A 16062-nucleotide genomic window follows, 5' to 3' on the forward strand; every position below is an offset into this window, starting at 1 on the left:
TAGGCGACGTGCTTGGTCAATACTGACGCAAACTCTTGCCGTTTTGTAACAAGAATAGTGACGTAAAGTGGTTGATATCGCTATATTTTAAATGCTTTAGAATGTGAACAATTGCAACAGCCTTTGAAAGGCTTGTATAAGTTTTAGTTAGATCAGTCATTCATAAGGGGGGAGGTGATGAGGATGTCAATACGTTAGTGCGGCCAGAAAGTGCATAAACTGAGGTCGGCAAAGTAAAAGCGTATCAAAACAGGCAGTCAGTGCTGTTAGCACCATGGCCCATTTGGCCTACCGGCCGTGGATGTTGACGGTACCAGCTGCATAAATCGGCACCTTATGGGTAGAGACCACCTGTCGCAGCCCCATAAACGAGCGGATCTGACGCACGCCGGGCAGGTGGAGCCGTTGTTCGGCGTGCCGTCCGACACCGTCTGTTCCGTCGTCAAGCGCCCCCACCACGCGGCTGATGCCCCGTCTCACTTGAGCCTTTCAACGCTTCATAAATAGACCACTGGGTATCATCGTGCTGGCTCAGGCATGCCTTCATTATCTGACATCGTCGGTTAATAGCGCACCCAGCGGCAGGCCATCCAGCGTAGTGGTGTCCAGGCCTAGCAGGCGTGCGAATGTGGCCCCGGCATTGTCCATTCGCTGGATGCCGCATTGGGTATTGAAGGGTAACCTAGAGCCGGGCAGTATTCCCTCACCGTGCAGAATCGCCAAACCATGGTTGGAGGCGAATGCGGTGCTGGCGGACGGTACCTGGGGACCGTGGTTGGCTCCGGCACTTTCAACGGCGGCCACGGTATCGCCACGTCGATTGACGCCCCACACGAACCCCGAGGCGTAGGCGAACAGCACATCCCCTGCGTTATCACCCCAGTATCCCAGCACACTGGCATCCTGTTTCTTGAGGGCGAAAGCGACCACATTGCGCTCACCTTGCGGGGTATCGATGTACCACGTGGCCAGGGCCTTGAGTATGCGTGTCTGCACCTCGGCCACGTCAGCCTCGGCAACGGTCCCTTCCTCCAAGGTGTCTCGATTGACGAAGACTTCCAGGCCGCCGCGCTCATCCTTGAGGAAGGCCTGGCTGCGCTGACGTATTGGTCGGCCATTGTCGTCGAGCGTACAGAGACCGAACGCGGCCAGCCGTCGGTGGATATCGCACAGGTAGTGGTTCGGCACGTCGCCATGATCCGAGGCGAGTACGATCACGGTGTCGTCGCGCCGCCCGGCCAGCAGGCGGCCCACCGCATCGTCGAGTACTTGGTACGCACTGCGGATGGTGTTTAGGTAACGTTCCTGGCCATCAGGGGTGAAGAAGGGGGATTCGGGGTCGCAATAGGCCAAGCAGGTGTGATGGGTTTCGTCATTGAGACGGAACACCGTGGCGAACAGGTGGAAGTCCTCCTCATCCAGCAAGGTCAGAGCGCTATCGATAAGCCACTCAAGTTGGTAGCGCCCCTCTTCGAAGCTGGTCTCGTAATAGGGCGTGTCCGGGTCCGCTGAAACGGTCCACTTGGAAATGAATGGCCCGTGGCGTCGAGTTAGCTTTTCGGCCAGCTCAGGTTGGTTGCCCAACCGCTCGGGCATGGTGACCTGTGATTGCAGCAGATCCACGTGTCCCCGCTCGGCATCGTAGGCCAGCAGCTTGAAGCGCACATGCCCCCGCTCGTCTCCCGCCTCGACGGGCAGCCAGTCGCTCCATTCGCCTATTTCCAGTGTCGCCGAACTCTCTTGTAACGTCAGTTGTAGCCGCGTGTCGCCCGTGGGGCTCAAGGTCACTGACAGGGTATTGCCGGCATTGAGCCGGATAACGGCGTAATAGCCATCCTCCGAGTGCTCGATTGCGTGGCGGTTGTGCTTCTGGTGATGGGCAAGGCTACCGCTCGGTGGCCATCCCAACGCCTCGTTCTGGGGGACATCGGGCCACTGGGAGAGATCCGTGCTGTGCAGGCCGGCTGGCGCCATCTCCATCGGTGCCGGACCTTTGCCGCTCCAGAACGGCGCTAGGCAGAGATCCTTGTTGCCGGTGGGCTTGAGAGACTCGGGAAAGTGCACCAACGCACACTTCTGTCCCGCTTCGGTCATCAATTCCAACAAGTGCCGTGTCCCGCTGGGAGAGATACGCTGCCCCACCCAACTATTTCCTGGCGCCTGCCCGGTCAGGAAGTTGACGAAATTGGTATCGCCCCAGGTTGAGATGTAGGGCATAAGTCGTGTGGTGCCACCCTCGCGATGCAATCGATCGATATGGGGCAGAATCCCTTCGTGGCAGAACCTGTCGACCAACTCGGGGATCAGACCGTCGACGCCCAGCACTAATACTTTTTTCGCGTTGTGCATACATTGCTCCCTTGGCTAGAACGTGCGCGCTTCAGAGTCGATAACGGTCGATGACGTCTCGGTCGATCTCGATACCCAGCCCAGGTTTGTCGGGTAGCTCCACGCAACCCCGGCTGTTGAGCGCGAATTCACCGCTGATCAGCTCCTGGCGGAAGGGGTGTGCTGACTGGTCATACTCGAGCATTGGCTCGTCCGGGTTCAGTGACAGCGGTTGTGGCGGCAGCGTGGCAATGAATTGCACGGCAGCGGCGAGGCCGATACCGGTGCCCCATACGTGGGGAATCAGCGGTACGTGCCAAGCCTGCGCCAAGGCAGCTATCTTGCGGCACTCGGTAAAGCCGCCAGCGGCCCCCAGGTCGGGCTGGACGATATCCAGCGCCCCCTCGCTGATCAGCTCGCGATAGCCAATCTTGGTGTACTCGTTCTCGCCAGCAGCCACGTAAGTGCTTGATACACCCTTGAGTTCGCGGTAACCATGACGATTCTCGGGACTGAGCGGTTCCTCGAAGAAGTGCACCCGCGTCTCTTCGAGCTCCATGAGGATGCGACGTGCCGCCGGAACGCTATAGGCGCAGTTGGCATCCATCATAAGTTGCACGTCGTCACCGACCGCTTCTCTCACGGCGCGCATGTCACGGATATCCGAGTTAACACCGAAGCCGGTCTTGATCTTCATCGCCCGGTAACCATTGGCTTGGTGGCGCAAGGCCTCTTCCACAATGTCCTCGGGATAGCGCCCATCCTTGCGACGGTAGAAGCCGGTAGCATAGGGACGGATCTCTCGCCGAAACGCGCCGCCCATGAGCCGATGAATCGGCTGCCCCAGCGCCTTGCCGAAAAGATCCCATAGCGCAATATCTATCGCTGCTATGCCAAATAGGGCCGCACCTTTCTGCCCGTAAGGGCGGGTGTGGTTATACATTTCCTCCCATAGCACCTCGTGATCGAACACCGACCGGCCGATGAGCAGCGGCTTGAGGGCATACTCCACGACTGCCTGAGCGATCTGCGGTGGCTGAAGTCCATGATTGATCGACTCACCCCAGCCGACCAGGCCATCTTCTGTGTGGACCTCGACCAACATGGCCGTGCGCTGATGCACCCACCCTTGAGAGAAGGCGAATGGCTGCTCAAGCGGAGCTGAAAGCACATGTGTCTTGATGTCGGTAATGATCATGATGTTGCGTATCCAGTATGAATTCGAAAAAGGGCCTTACTTGGCTGAATCACTCTCGGCGTGTGGAGGGTTGGTCGATGCCTGCCGCTGCTGGGTAATGCTCGACCACACGGTCCACACGATGAACAGCGCGAGCAACGAAAACAGCACCATGGAAATCCCGCTATGGGTGAAAAATTCAAGGAAATCGCCGCGCTTGATCAGCAGACCGCGACGCAACGAACTTTCCAGCTCGGGGCCTAGCACCATACCAATGACAAGTGGCGCCATCGGATAATCAGCGCGGCGCAGAGCGTAGGCCAGAATGCCGGTCAAGACGGCTACCACCAAGTCGAGTGGGTTGCCGCGCACCGTCGCGGCACCGATAAAGCTGAAGATCACGATGGCGGCCATGATGTAGCTCTGATGCAGCCGGAACAGGTAACGAAACAGGCTAATAGAGGGTTTGCTTAAGATCAGCATGGCAACGTTGACGATGATCAGCACAACGAACAGGGAGTAAACCGTCTGTGCTTGATCGACCATCAATCGCACACCCGGCGTGATGCCATGGATCACCATCGCGCCCATCATCATCGCTGTAACGACATCGCCAGGAATGCCTAGCGCCAGCGTAGGAATGAACGAGCTGCCGGTCACCGCATTGTTTGACGACTCCGAAGCAATGATGCCATCAGGCTCGCCCTTGCCCAGGCGATCGCGGCGGGGAGACAGCTTTTGCGCCGTGGCATAGCTGATGAACGCTGCAGCGGCTGCCCCGGTTCCCGGCAATGCGCCGATGAAGCTGCCGATCAACGAGCCACGCACCAGCTCGATCAAACGCTTGAACCACTCGTCGAGTTTGGGAAACCGCAAGGTCGCCTCAGGGATTTTCGCGCTGGGATCGTCTCTCGAAGCAAAGCGCATGAAGATTTCCGAGAGTGCGAACGCGCCAACCACTACCGGAATCAGCGTTAAGCCTGAAGACAGGGCATAGCTGCCAAAGGTAAAACGATCGGCACCTGTGATGGGATCCGACCCCACCATGGAGAGAAAAAAACCGATCATTCCGCAAACCAACCCCTTCATAACGCTACCCTTGGAAACACCCACGATGCACATCATTGCCAGACAGATGAGAGCGAAGACTTCTATCGAGCCGAAGTTGACGGCGAATTTAGCGAGTTGCGGCGCGCAGAAAATCAGGATTACGCAGGAGAATACACCGCCAAAAAAGGACGCGAACGTCGCCCAGCCCAGCGCTTCGTCGACACGCCCTTGCTGGGTCATGGGATAGCCATCGAAGGTGGTTGCTGCCGACTGGGGCGTGCCGGGGGTGTTAATGAGAATGGCAGTAATCGACCCACCGTAGACCGAGCCGCAGTAGACACCTATCAACAACGCCATACCGGTAATGGTGTCCATGCCGAAGGTAAAAGGAAGGAAGATGGTCAGTCCCACTACCGATCCGAGGCCGGGCAACCCACCGATGATTATCCCCGCCCAGGTACCGATGACGATGGCGAGTAATGCCTGCCAAGTGACGGCATCACTTACCGCGGCAAGAATGGTATCCATATCACAGCGCTCCGCTGGTCAATAGTGTGGGCAACCGAATCAGCAGCACGTGGTGAAACAACAACCACAAGCCACCAGCGATCACGAGCGTGCCCACGACTAACGGTAGTGGGCGATGCAGACGAAACATCCACAGAGTCAGGGCGACGAGCGGCAGCGAGGAGATCAAAAACCCCAGGCTTGCCATAGCGATGGCGGCGATCAGCATGGCTACCATCAGCACGGGGAGTGCCGATAGCGACCAGCTTCCTAGCCCCAAGGCACGCCAAAACTCAACAATCGTGATCGCCAGGGCGACCCCGCACCACAAGGTCAGCACAATGCGCGGAACCAGCATGGCATCGGAGGGACCGCCCCAGGCATGGAACGCTAGCACGACACCGGTCAGGAACAGTCCCAGGGCCAGCAACACCCTGGGATGGGCCAATCTCGCAACCATGATGCTTACCTCGCTAAATCGTTATGCCTTGGTCGTTTCAATCAAGCAGGCCTGCATCACGCAGCACCTGCTTGTTGGCTTCGAAGCGCTCCTTCACGAACGATTCGAATTCGTCCGGCCCGAGGTAGGCAACGTTGACGTTGGCCCGTTCGGCAAAGCTCTTGAACTCATCGGACTCCACGGTGTCCTTGCACGCCTGAGTAAACTGATCGGCACGCTCCTGGCTGATGCCCTTGGGCGCCACGACACCCTGCCAAACGGAGAAGTCTATGTTCGGCACCCCCCCAAGCTCGCCGATGGTCGGCACTTCGTCGTAGCCTTCCACGCGCTGCTCCGAGAAGACGGCTAAAGGGCGAAGGTCATAATTTCCGAGAATGGTCTCGGTATCAGCCATGACTTGAATCTCGTTGCCCGCCAACGCATTCATCGCCGGGCCGGATCCGCTATAGGGCACATGCTCGGCCTGCAGGTCGCTGTTAATCACCAGTGCTGCCAGTGCCAAATGCGGTAAAGTGCCTGGGCCTGAAGAGCCATAGAGCAGCGGCTGCTCCTGAGAGGCAGCAACAAGCTGGTCGAAGTTTTCGATATCAGACGACTTAGACACCATCAGAAACATCGGGTTGGACGTGGTTCGGCAAACATAAGTGAAGCTTTCCGGCCCATAGGGAAGGTTTTTCAATGAGGGTTGAATGCTGAGTGCACCAGCCGGTTCGTAGCCAATGATGTTGGGATTGCCTTCACTCTTGGCGACCTCGCTGGTACCTACCGTGGCGCTGGCGCCAGCAAGGTTGCGTATCACCGAAGTGACATCAAGCTTCTCAGAGAAAATCGGTTCGAAACTACGTGCGACAATATCCGTGGCGCCGCCCGCCGCGAACGGGACAACGATTTCTAAGGTCTCTTTGGCTTGAACGGCATGTGAGGCCCCGATGAGAACTATCAGAGCCAAAGAGTGGTGTATAGGCTTCATTATTGTAATCTCCTTTTCGTATCGCTACGAAATTTTGTATATCTGATGCTTTTATTTTGAATTGAACATCAATTTATATCATTGGTGTACTTTCCACGCCTTAATCGTAGCGCTACGATATGAGAGGTCAATGATGAAATGATTGTCCATTGGTCGAATAGCTAGCTATCGGGTTATCACTCAAGGTCTGCGCTAATGTCATCACCGGCACGCGTTTTATCCAGCATTACCTATAGTAAATTCAAAGTGGTGAGATAACCGTTCAGTCTGATCAAAAGCATGCAAGGATTTGTTTCAAAAAGAAAACGGGTAGAGAGGGAAAGTGAAAAAACACAAACGAAGTTCACAACGAGCCACCATGAGCGAAGTCGCACAGCTCGCGGATGTTTCTCCAAGTACCGTATCACTGTATCTGCGTCGTCCCGATGAGGTCTCTTCTCGCAGGGCCGAGCGAATCCAGGCGGCGATTGATAAGTTGAGTTATCTACCCAATACGATGGCTGGTGGTCTGGCCTCGTCGCGCTCCAATATTATCGGCGTGATCGTTCCCACGATTACCTTCTCCTTCTTTTCGGAGACTCTTGAGACACTGGAAAGGAACCTTCGCGCAGCTGGCTACCAACTGTTGATAGGCAACACCGAGTTCGATGCTTCGCGAGAAGAGGAACTGATCCGCTCGATCCTAAGTTGGAATCCTGCTGGGCTAGTATTAACTGGTTTCTCGCATAGCCGAAAATCGGTCTCACTGCTGAGCAATAGCGATATCCCAATCATTGAAATGTGGGATTACGGCCAGGAAGGATTGGACATGGTTGTGGGCTTTTCGCACCGCACCTGTGGGCGACTAGTGGCGGAACACCTCATGCGCAACGGCTATCAGCACATGGCTTTTTTGAGCACAAACTTTCAGCGCGATATCCGTGCTAACGAGCGTTATCTGGGTTTTCACGACGCAATCGCCGCCACTGGCGGCTCGGTGCTGGTCCGCGAACTTACCGGGCGAAGCAATACCGCAGAAGCTGGCGAATTGCTGTGCACTCTTGTCAATGACCATCCTGAGATCCAAGCAGTGTTCTGCTCCAATGACATGGTCGCCCTAGGCGCCATGCTTGAATGCCAACGACAAGGTTGGTCGATACCCAAGCGCTTGGCTATTGTGGGATTCGGCAACCAAGACTTCACTGACAGCACAGTACCGCCAATGACCACGGTGGAACCTCCTCGGCAAGAGATCGGCATGCATATCGCGAGATTGCTACTTGATCGGCTCAAGGGAGGTAACCCAGAAAAGAGGATTGATTTAGGCATCAAGCTAATCGTAAGAGAAAGCACCTGAGGGGTTTTTTACTTAGTTTGCCTCTGGCTGATTACAAAAAAATAGAAAACTTTGTGCGAGTACCTAAGGCAAAGCTTCCCCATTAGCATACTTAACCCATGTCTTGCCCAGGTGATTTCGTAACTCCTGGCCTACGCGCTTGCCGTCTCGAGCCTTCAAAGCCGCAAGAATGGCTTCGTGCTCTTCCATTGCCGTTGCCCATTTTTCATTTTTTTGATTTGAAAGGTAGCGGACACGATAGAGCTGACGGCTCAGGTTGGCATGCATATCAATTAATGTCGTATTTCCCGACAACGCCACAATCCGGTTGTGGATATCCTGGTTTAGGCGAAAATAGTTCTGCCGGTCACGTCTTAAGAATGAAGCCTTCATCTCATAGTGAAGCGCCTGCAACTCCGCAATATCATCATCACTGGCGTTGGCGCACGTTAGCTCTGCCGCGGCCTGCTCAAGCACACTCAAGACATACGCTTTTTCTTTCATATCAGCGGGACTTACGTCCGCCACAACGGCCCCCCGGTTTGGCGATATCACCACCAGACCTTCCGCAGCAAGAATCTTCAGCGCCTCTCGTAACGGGGTACGGGATACTTGAAGCTCAACCGCCAGTGTTCGCTCGGGTAAACGCTGGCCAGGCTGAAAATGATCCATCACGATATGTTCACGTAAATAATTCGCGACTTTCTCCACAAGTCCGGGCTGATTTGGCTGGGCGACTTCTTCCATTGGCATGTTCACATAGTAAGCGAACATCAAGAATGGCATACCAAAAAAATCCTTTCAAACAAATTACGTTCATACGCTTATTTTTTAAATCCATATTTATCAATGCTATAAATAAAAAAACGGCCTACTCGATACCAAAGTATAAACTCCCATCAATTGACCCCTAAAATGGTATACCACTACATTTCACTCATAGAATTTCTGAAACGCTCACCGCTATAGCGCCATGACGTTAGAAAATGTCATCGCAGCAGTTTGACCAGTAAAGGGAATACCAACACCTTATGAACTACTTACAACATTTTGAAAAAGGCAAGGTTGTTGAGGCCTGCATCGCGGGCGCGGGTGACTTTGGGCGCGGCGTTTTGCGACAAGCGCGCCAAATGGAAAAACTATCAGCACGTATTGCAATCGACATTAATCCTGAAAAAGCAGCTGAAGCGCTGCGTCACGCAGGCATCCCTAATGAACAGATAATGGTATGCCATTCTAAAAATGATGCTGAAAAAGCTTGGCAAAACGGGCTGTTTATCGCCACGGCTGCCTTTGAGACTGTTCAAGACCTGCCTTTCGATATTTTAGTGGAATCTACCGGCATACCAGACGTAGGCGCGCGCTATGCAGAAGCTGCTCTGCTGGCAGGTAAACACGTTGGCATTGCCACTAAAGAGACAGAATCTGTGGTTGGCCCCTATTTGACTCGCCTTGCCTATCAACAGGGCCGTCTATTCACGCCGTTAGATGGTGACCAGCCTAGCCTGCTTATTGGCCTACTGACGTGGGCCCGCACCCTTGGCTTTGAGATTATTGCAGCAGGTAAAAGCAGCGAATACGACTTTATCTGGGATGAGGAAAACGAGACCGTTACTTGCAACGGCACCGCCTTTCCCGCCCCTGGCTTGAGCGAACTTTGGGAATTACCGGCAGGCGGCGAACGCGATGTGGTGGAAGCGCGTAGCAAGCTACTTGCTGCGATTCCACAAATTTCAGTGCCTGATCTGTGCGAAATGGTCAACGTAGCCAACGCCACGGGGCTAAGTCCGGATCGCCCTGAGTTTCATGCCATGGTGCTGCGCACCACGGAAGTACCGACCCTATTGGACATTCAAAACCAAGGTGGGGTACTGCAGGGGCTTGAGCGCTTGGAAGTGTTTAATTGCCTACGCCGACCAGATGAACTGAGCTTTGCAGGCGGCGTTTTTGTAGTAGTGCGCTGCGAAGATGCGCATGTTTGGTCCCTACTGAGGGATAAAGGCCATGTACTTAGCCACAACGGCAGTAGTGCGATGATTTATCTGCCTCGCCACTTGCTTGGTCTAGAAGCACCCATTTCACTTCTCGATGTAGTCATCAATGGTCAAACCTCCGGCGGTGGTCACGCTACGAAACCCAGGTTCGACCTAACAGCGCGGGCAACCCAGCACATGAGAGCAGGCCAGCACCTCGAAATGCGCGGCCACCACAGGCACATCGAAGGGCTACGTCCAGAGTTGCATCCCGCCGCGGCGCTAGCACCAGAAGCAAAAGTGCCTTTTTATCTACTGCCAGGCGCTCACGTGATCCGAGACATTGCCCCCAATCAGCCCATTACCTTAGCGGATGTGGCACTGCCTGAATCAACCTTAAAACAGCTTCGTGAAAAGCAGGATCAGTTGTTTCAACAAAACAACTTAGCTCCAAAAGCCGCTATCTACAGCACGCTAAACTAAACCTCCCTAACGGGAATTAAAAGCAATAACAATCAGATAGGAGAAATACTATGCTCACTAAATCTACTCTAAAAATGGCAACACTCGGCGTCGCGCTGGTTAGCGTCGCCACAGCCGTCACCGCCGATGAGGCAACGGATTATCCGACAAAGACTATCCAGTTTTTAGTAGCGGCAGGCGCTGGTGGTGGTACGGATAACTTCGCTCGTGTGGTTCGCCCGATGTTTGAAGAAGCCCTGGGCGGCGCAAATATTACAGTTATCAACCTGCCCTCCGCCTCTGGTGCATTAGCGCACCAGCGCACCGCTACTGGCGCAGCTGACGGCCATACCCTTGATTTCGCTTCCACCACCTTAGTGACGTCTTTAGCAGCGGGACAAAACCCAATCGGCTTAGATCAACTCACGCCAGTGGCACGGATGCAGTCAGATGTAATGGCATTATTCGTCAACCCAGAGCGTTACCCGGATTTTGAAACGTTCTTGGAATACGCCAAGGAAAACCCAGGCGAGGTCACTGTGGGCGGCACTCACACCGCTAGCCCTGACCACGTTTCATTTCTGTCGTTGCGTGATGCATCCGGCCTGGATATGAATTTCATTCCTTACGACAGCACAGGCAATGCCACCGCTAATGTTCTGGGCAACAATATCGACGCGACCACCACGTCGCTTAGCCCTTTGCTGAGCTATATGGAAGCGGGCCAAATGATGCCAATCCTGGTATTCAGCGATGAGCGTTTGGCCGATTATCCTGATGTTCCAACGACAGCTGAATACGAATGGGATCTAACCGATGGCAACGACCGTGCAATTTTTGTCCACGCCGACACACCTGAACCGCTTCTGAAACGCTTAGAAGATACGTTCAAAAAGGTTTACGACTCTGAGGAGTACCAGACATACGCCGAGCGAGTAAACCTTACTTATCGTGAAGGCTGGATGGGCAGCGACGAATATCGTCAGCGCCTAGAAAATAACTATGAACTCTATTCGCGCCTACTTAATAACGATCAATAAAAATCGAATTAAGTGCTAAGTGAAGGCAGGCAATAAATTTGCCTGCTTTTTTAACTCACTGGCTGGGACTATTTTTATCAGGCAGGTCCTGCCACGTTCCCTTCGGGGTTTATCATGCACGCCAGGATTTCTCTCTTCGCATTCGCGGTGGTGTTGCTAGCACTGGTCAGCTTAGTGCCCACACTGCAGTTTCCCAGCTCCGCTGAGGTTTCTACCTTTATCGGCCCCCGCGTATGGCCTCTGACGCTAGTCATTGCGCTTCTTGGGTTGGGCAGCGCCCTGCTACTGATCACTTGGCGTGATGCAAGACGAGGCACAATTTATGACGAAGTACCGGAAGAAAAGAGTCCTCCTCAGAATGATCCAGTCACAGCGCAACGCTTTACTCTAGCGACCACGCGCCACTGGTGGCTGATTGCCGCCACCATTATTTACACCTGGTTAATCGGCATGGTGGGCTTCTTAATCGCCAGTATCGCTTTCACGTTGGTAGGTACGCTGCTGCTTGGGGCTCGCTCCTTGCGCACGATTCTAATTACCGTGTTGATTGCCACACTGCTGATGCAGGGTGTCTTCGTCATGCTGCTTGGCATCCCGCTATGACACTTATTGCTAAGAAGCTTGCCGACAACCGCTACTGCTACCTGTTTAGGAGTTGATGATGCTAGAGAATTTTCTAGGCGGGCTGGCTGTAGTGATGCAGCCACTCAACCTGCTATTGCTTACCTCTGCCGTATTTATTGGTTTTATTGGCGGTGCTCTACCCGGTATCAGCGGCGTTATTCTTGTGGTCATCCTGTTGCCCGTGACCTATGGCATGGACTCAACCACCGCCTTTATGCTGCTAACTGCTATTTATGGCGCAACCGTTTTTTCGGGTTTGATTACCGCCATTCTTTACCGCGCCCCAGGAACGCCGGAAGCGGTAATGACAGCGTTCGATGGCTACCCGATGACTCAGCAAGGTCAAGCAGGCAAAGCGCTGGGCATTGGTGTGCTGAGCTCTGCGATTGGGGGCTTGGTGGGTACTATTGCGTTGATTATCTTTACTCCTATGCTGGCGAAGGTGGCGCTGAAATTTTCTTCCCCTGAGTATTTTGCCCTTGCCGTCCTAGGCTTAACCGTGGTGGCTTCTTTAGGTGGGCGCCTGATCTACGGACTGATTGGCGCCACGATTGGATTGTTTATCGCCACCGTTGGTATTGACCCACTGACCGGCACCAGCCGCTATACCTTCGATAACCTGAACCTTATGGAAGGGGTGGGACTGATACCTATGATCGTAGGGCTGTTCGCCGTTTCTGAAGTGATGAAACGCTCCCTAGATCAAGACAGCCATCAGCCGATTACGAAAGTAAAAGTTAAAATCTTTGATCTACCTATCTTGCGCCAAATCGGCACCACGCTTACGCGCTCTTCTATTATTGGCGTCATCATTGGCATCTTACCAGGCATTGGCGCTAGTACCGCCGCCATGGTGAGCTATAGCGAAACCGTGCGCTGGTCCAAACACCCTGAGAAGTTTGGTAAAGGAGCGCCAGAAGGTATTGCTGCGCCAGAGTCTGCGAATAACGCTGCTGCCATGGGTGCCTTGGTACCGTTGTTTGCCCTGGGCATTCCAGGTAGCGGCACTACAGCGGTAATTCTTGGGGCGTTTATCATGCACGGCCTGCAGCCGGGCCCAATGTTTATGATGACCCATAGCAGCCTAATCTATGCCGTGTTCGCGGGCCTGTTTATCGTCAATTTTATGATTCTATTGTTCTCTAAGCCATTTATTACCCTGTTCACCAAGCTATTGAACGTTCCCTACTCAGCGCTAGGCCCGATCATTCTCATGTGCTGCATCGTGGGTACCTACTCGGTACGCAACTCTATGTTTGATGTGTGGTTGATGCTTGGCTTTGGCGTCATGGGCTACTTACTGGAAAAACTAAAATTCCCGCTGGTTTCGATCATTTTAGGCTTGGTACTCGGACCCATCGCAGAGAGCGAGTTGCGACGGGCATTATCAATGTCCCAAGGGGATATCTCGATTTTCTTCACCCGCCCCATCAGCGCCACCTTGCTGGCCATTGCAGCACTACTGTTGGCAGTGACGATTATCTCGCCACTGATTAAGCGCGCTCGCATGAAAGCCGCCACTCCCTGAACCCTGACAACGGACGCAACGTATGACAATTGTATTAGGCGCTATTGCCGACGACTTCACTGGGGCCACGGATCTTGCAAATAACCTGGTGCGCGGTGGCATGCGCTGCCTGCAGGTGATTGGCGTGCCCCAGCAAGAGATCGACCTCACCGATATCGATGCGGTGGTCGTGGCGCTGAAATCGCGTTCCTGCCCGATGGACGAAGCCATGGCGGACTCACTCGCTGCCCTTGAGTGGCTTCGCCAGCAGGGGGCCCGACAGTTGTTCTTCAAGTACTGCTCCACCTTTGACTCCACCGACCAGGGCAATATCGGTCCAGTTGCGGATGCCTTACTGGAAGCGTTAGAAGCGCCTCAAACGGTGATGGTTCCCGCCTTCCCAATTAATGGCCGCACGGTCTACCAGGGCCATCTATTTGTAGGCGACCGCTTGCTCAACGACAGCGGTATGCAGCACCACCCGCTCACGCCGATGAAGGATGCCGACCTAGTGCGAGTGCTCTCTCGCCAAACACCACACCCAGTGGGTTTAGCCGACCGTACCGTGCTGGCCCAGGGGGCTGACGCAACTCGTGCTCATTTATCTGCGTTGGCAGAGCAGGGCGTTCGCCATGTTATTTGTGACTCCTTGGACGAACAGGATCTGGACATCCTGGCTGAAGCTACCGTTGCGATGCCTTTAGTTACCGGCGGCTCTGGTTTAGGGCAGGCGCTACCCGCCCAGTATCGTGCCCAAAGTTGGTTAGACACCATAAATGAGGCGGGCCGTTTGTCCCCAGCTTCCGGTAGCGCGCTGGTGCTTTCTGGCAGTTGCTCCCGCGCCACGCTGGCCCAGGTGGCAGATTTTCTGGAACGCCACCCATCGGGAGGCTTTGCGCTGGATCCTTTATCGCTTAGCGAAGGTAACAAACAGTGGGAGCAGGCGCTGGCCTTTGCCCTGGAACGTTTATCCAGCAACGCTCCGGTACTGATCTATGCCTCTGCAGATCCAACAAAAGTAGGAGCGGCCCAACAAGCGTTAGGGGTAGAGCGTGCCGGGCTGCTAGTGGAAGAAGCATTGAGCCAACTGGCGGTCGCGCTAGTTAACGAAGGTGTGGGCCGGTTGCTGGTCGCCGGAGGCGAAACCTCCGGTGCAGTAGTCTCAGCGTTAGGGATAACTACCCTACGGATTGGTGAGCAGATTGATCCCGGGGTGCCTTGGACTCAAGCTCCACTGGCGGTACGCGAGGCACCATTGTCGCTTGCGCTGAAGTCTGGCAATTTCGGTGGCGTCGACTTCTTTACTCGGGCGTTTGAGGTGCTGGCATGAGCATCCACTCACATCGCCATAACAGTCTTCGGGAACAGATAAGCACCCTGGGCAAGTCGCTGTTTAATCGCGGCCTGACCATGGGTTCCAGCGGCAATATCAGCGTGCGCCTGGACGATGGCGGCTGGCTGATGACACCCACCAACGCTTGCCTGGGGCGACTTGATCCTGCGCGGATATCCCATCTGGATAATAGCGGCCAACTGCTGAGTGGCGATAAGCCCACCAAAGAGCAGTTTTTGCATATGGCGATGTACGAGGAGCGCCCGCAATCCGGTGCGATTGTGCATCTGCACTCCACTCACTCGGTGGCGGTCTCTTGTTTGCCCGAAGTGAATCCCTGCGATTGCATACCACCGCTCACCGCCTACTACGTGATGCGGGTGGGCAAGCTACCGCTAGTGCCGTATCACATTCCCGGCGATCCTAAACTGGGCGATGCGGTGCGGGGCTTAGCCGGTAAACACAGCGCGGTACTGCTGGCCAACCACGGCCCAGTGGTAGCGGGGAAAAACCTCGAAGCTGCGGTGTATGCCACTGAAGAGCTGGAAGAGACCGCCAAGCTCTACCTGCTGCTACGGGGCGAGAACCCGCAGGGGCTAACGCCAGATCAGGTGGCCGAGCTGGAAGCGCGCTTTCCAAGAGACTAAACCAGCACCTTATGGGTAGAGACCACCTGTCGCAGCCCCATAAACGAGCGGATCTGACGCACGCCGGGCAGGTAGAGCAACTGTTCAGCGTGCAGCCTGTTGAAGCTTTGGCTGTCCCGGGTGCGCACCAGCATAAAGTAATCAAACTCCCCGGTGACGACGTGACACTCCATGCAGCCTGACACCTTCTGGGCCGCCTCTTCAAAGGCGGCGAAGGATTCCGGCGTCGAGCGATCCAACACCACGCCAATCAACACCACCATACCCGCCTGGAGCTGCTCCGGATCTAAGTGCGCCACCACCCGGCTGATTACCCCATCCCGCTTGAGCCTTTCCACCCTGCGTAAGCACGCCGCAGGGCTCAAGCTCACCTGCTCTGCCAGTGCCACATTGGAGAGCGTGGCATCGTCCTGAAGCAGTTTAAGAAGTCGCCGATCGGTTCGGTCTAGCTCAGCCGCCTGAGTGTCAGGCTCGGCGCGTGAGCGGAAGGTTTTTGAGCGCACTATTATTTACCTTATTTACCTATAAACAATATTTAAAACCATAAAAGAAACTTTAAGGCAATTTTCATTGCTCCAAACCAGCCAATTTTGCAACACAAAAATCATAGCTAACACTTACTATAAATAGCAGAGAGCACGCCAATTGTTCACAACAACCTTAACCGCC

The 16062-nt window shown here is 54.5% G+C and carries 14 protein-coding genes; 7 read left to right on the forward strand and 7 right to left on the reverse strand.

Translation table 11 applies throughout. The features are described from left to right. Positions 1–546: 546 nt before the first annotated feature. From ACUVOF_RS12385 to ACUVOF_RS12405, 5 genes are all read right to left on the reverse strand, one after another. Positions 547–2349, reverse strand: coding sequence for an alkaline phosphatase family protein (locus ACUVOF_RS12385; protein ID WP_447044648.1), 1803 nt, complete (start codon positions 2347–2349; stop codon positions 547–549). Between the two features lie 31 nt (positions 2350–2380). Then, positions 2381–3499 carry a mandelate racemase/muconate lactonizing enzyme family protein gene (locus tag ACUVOF_RS12390; RefSeq protein WP_447044649.1) on the reverse strand — a complete coding sequence of 373 codons (1119 nt, stop codon included), beginning with the start codon at positions 3497–3499 and terminating at the stop codon, positions 2381–2383. Positions 3500–3562: 63 nt separating this feature from the next. Further along, positions 3563–5083 (reverse strand): tripartite tricarboxylate transporter permease, encoded by a 1521-nt coding sequence (locus ACUVOF_RS12395; protein WP_447044650.1) that lies wholly within the window; start codon positions 5081–5083, stop codon positions 3563–3565. Between the two features lies 1 nt (position 5084). After that, complete coding sequence (locus ACUVOF_RS12400) at positions 5085–5522, reverse strand: tripartite tricarboxylate transporter TctB family protein (protein WP_447044651.1); 438 nt, start codon at positions 5520–5522, stop codon at positions 5085–5087. 37 nt (positions 5523–5559) lie between these two features. After that, positions 5560–6492: a Bug family tripartite tricarboxylate transporter substrate binding protein gene (locus tag ACUVOF_RS12405; protein WP_447044652.1), complete on the reverse strand. Its 933-nt coding sequence runs from the start codon at positions 6490–6492 to the stop codon at positions 5560–5562. 358 nt (positions 6493–6850) lie between these two features. Here ACUVOF_RS12405 and ACUVOF_RS12410 point away from each other — a divergent pair, with 358 nt between their 5' ends. Next, complete coding sequence (locus ACUVOF_RS12410) at positions 6851–7828, forward strand: LacI family DNA-binding transcriptional regulator (protein ID WP_447044653.1); 978 nt, start codon at positions 6851–6853, stop codon at positions 7826–7828. A 63-nt stretch (positions 7829–7891) separates the two neighbouring features. Here the strand turns inward: ACUVOF_RS12410 and ACUVOF_RS12415 are convergent, their stop codons facing one another. Then, on the reverse strand, positions 7892–8593 hold the full coding sequence (locus tag ACUVOF_RS12415) for a GntR family transcriptional regulator (protein ID WP_447044654.1): 702 nt from the start codon (positions 8591–8593) through the stop codon (positions 7892–7894). Positions 8594–8838: 245 nt separating this feature from the next. Between ACUVOF_RS12415 and ACUVOF_RS12420 the strand changes: the two genes are divergently transcribed. The 6 genes from ACUVOF_RS12420 to otnC all read left to right on the forward strand — a co-directional run bounded on the left by ACUVOF_RS12420 (position 8839) and on the right by otnC (position 15393). Beyond that, positions 8839–10263, forward strand: coding sequence for a flagellar biosynthesis protein FlgA (locus ACUVOF_RS12420; RefSeq protein ID WP_447044655.1), 1425 nt, complete (start codon positions 8839–8841; stop codon positions 10261–10263). Positions 10264–10313: 50 nt separating this feature from the next. After that, positions 10314–11282, forward strand: a complete 969-nt coding sequence (locus ACUVOF_RS12425) for a Bug family tripartite tricarboxylate transporter substrate binding protein (protein WP_447044656.1) — start codon at positions 10314–10316, stop codon at positions 11280–11282. Between the two features lie 114 nt (positions 11283–11396). Continuing rightward, the gene (locus ACUVOF_RS12430; RefSeq protein ID WP_447044657.1) at positions 11397–11885 is read left to right on the forward strand and encodes a tripartite tricarboxylate transporter TctB family protein; all 489 of its coding nucleotides are present in this window, start codon (positions 11397–11399) and stop codon (positions 11883–11885) included. Positions 11886–11943: 58 nt separating this feature from the next. Beyond that, positions 11944–13434, forward strand: coding sequence for a tripartite tricarboxylate transporter permease (locus ACUVOF_RS12435; protein WP_447044658.1), 1491 nt, complete (start codon positions 11944–11946; stop codon positions 13432–13434). 22 nt (positions 13435–13456) lie between these two features. Further along, positions 13457–14743: a 3-oxo-tetronate kinase gene (gene otnK / locus ACUVOF_RS12440; RefSeq protein WP_447044659.1), complete on the forward strand. Its 1287-nt coding sequence runs from the start codon at positions 13457–13459 to the stop codon at positions 14741–14743. Continuing rightward, positions 14740–15393, forward strand: coding sequence for a 3-oxo-tetronate 4-phosphate decarboxylase (gene otnC / locus ACUVOF_RS12445; RefSeq protein WP_447044660.1), 654 nt, complete (start codon positions 14740–14742; stop codon positions 15391–15393). The genes otnK and otnC overlap by 4 nt, the downstream gene beginning before the upstream one ends. On the opposite strand, the gene ACUVOF_RS12450 is transcribed toward otnC, so the two are convergent. Further along, positions 15390–15896: an Lrp/AsnC family transcriptional regulator gene (locus tag ACUVOF_RS12450; RefSeq protein WP_447044661.1), complete on the reverse strand. Its 507-nt coding sequence runs from the start codon at positions 15894–15896 to the stop codon at positions 15390–15392. The genes otnC and ACUVOF_RS12450 overlap by 4 nt on opposite strands. Between the last annotated feature and the right edge of the window lie 166 nt (positions 15897–16062).

This window comes from Vreelandella sp. H-I2 (assembly GCF_052959335.1).

Bases quoted from the DNA above. Each gene is read 5' to 3' on its own strand.
- ACUVOF_RS12385 (WP_447044648.1), bottom strand. From the start codon at position 2,349: ATGCACAACGCGAAAAAAGTATTAGTGCTGGGCGTCGACGGTCTGATC.
- ACUVOF_RS12395 (WP_447044650.1), bottom strand. From the start codon at position 5,083: ATGGATACCATTCTTGCCGCGGTAAGTGATGCCGTCACTTGGCAGGCA.
- ACUVOF_RS12400 (WP_447044651.1), bottom strand. From the start codon at position 5,522: ATGGTTGCGAGATTGGCCCATCCCAGGGTGTTGCTGGCCCTGGGACTG.
- ACUVOF_RS12405 (WP_447044652.1), bottom strand. From the start codon at position 6,492: ATGAAGCCTATACACCACTCTTTGGCTCTGATAGTTCTCATCGGGGCC.
- ACUVOF_RS12410 (WP_447044653.1), top strand. From the start codon at position 6,851: ATGAGCGAAGTCGCACAGCTCGCGGATGTTTCTCCAAGTACCGTATCA.
- ACUVOF_RS12415 (WP_447044654.1), bottom strand. From the start codon at position 8,593: ATGCCATTCTTGATGTTCGCTTACTATGTGAACATGCCAATGGAAGAA.
- ACUVOF_RS12420 (WP_447044655.1), top strand. From the start codon at position 8,839: ATGAACTACTTACAACATTTTGAAAAAGGCAAGGTTGTTGAGGCCTGC.
- ACUVOF_RS12425 (WP_447044656.1), top strand. From the start codon at position 10,314: ATGCTCACTAAATCTACTCTAAAAATGGCAACACTCGGCGTCGCGCTG.
- ACUVOF_RS12430 (WP_447044657.1), top strand. From the start codon at position 11,397: ATGCACGCCAGGATTTCTCTCTTCGCATTCGCGGTGGTGTTGCTAGCA.
- ACUVOF_RS12435 (WP_447044658.1), top strand. From the start codon at position 11,944: ATGCTAGAGAATTTTCTAGGCGGGCTGGCTGTAGTGATGCAGCCACTC.
- otnK (WP_447044659.1), top strand. From the start codon at position 13,457: ATGACAATTGTATTAGGCGCTATTGCCGACGACTTCACTGGGGCCACG.
- otnC (WP_447044660.1), top strand. From the start codon at position 14,740: ATGAGCATCCACTCACATCGCCATAACAGTCTTCGGGAACAGATAAGC.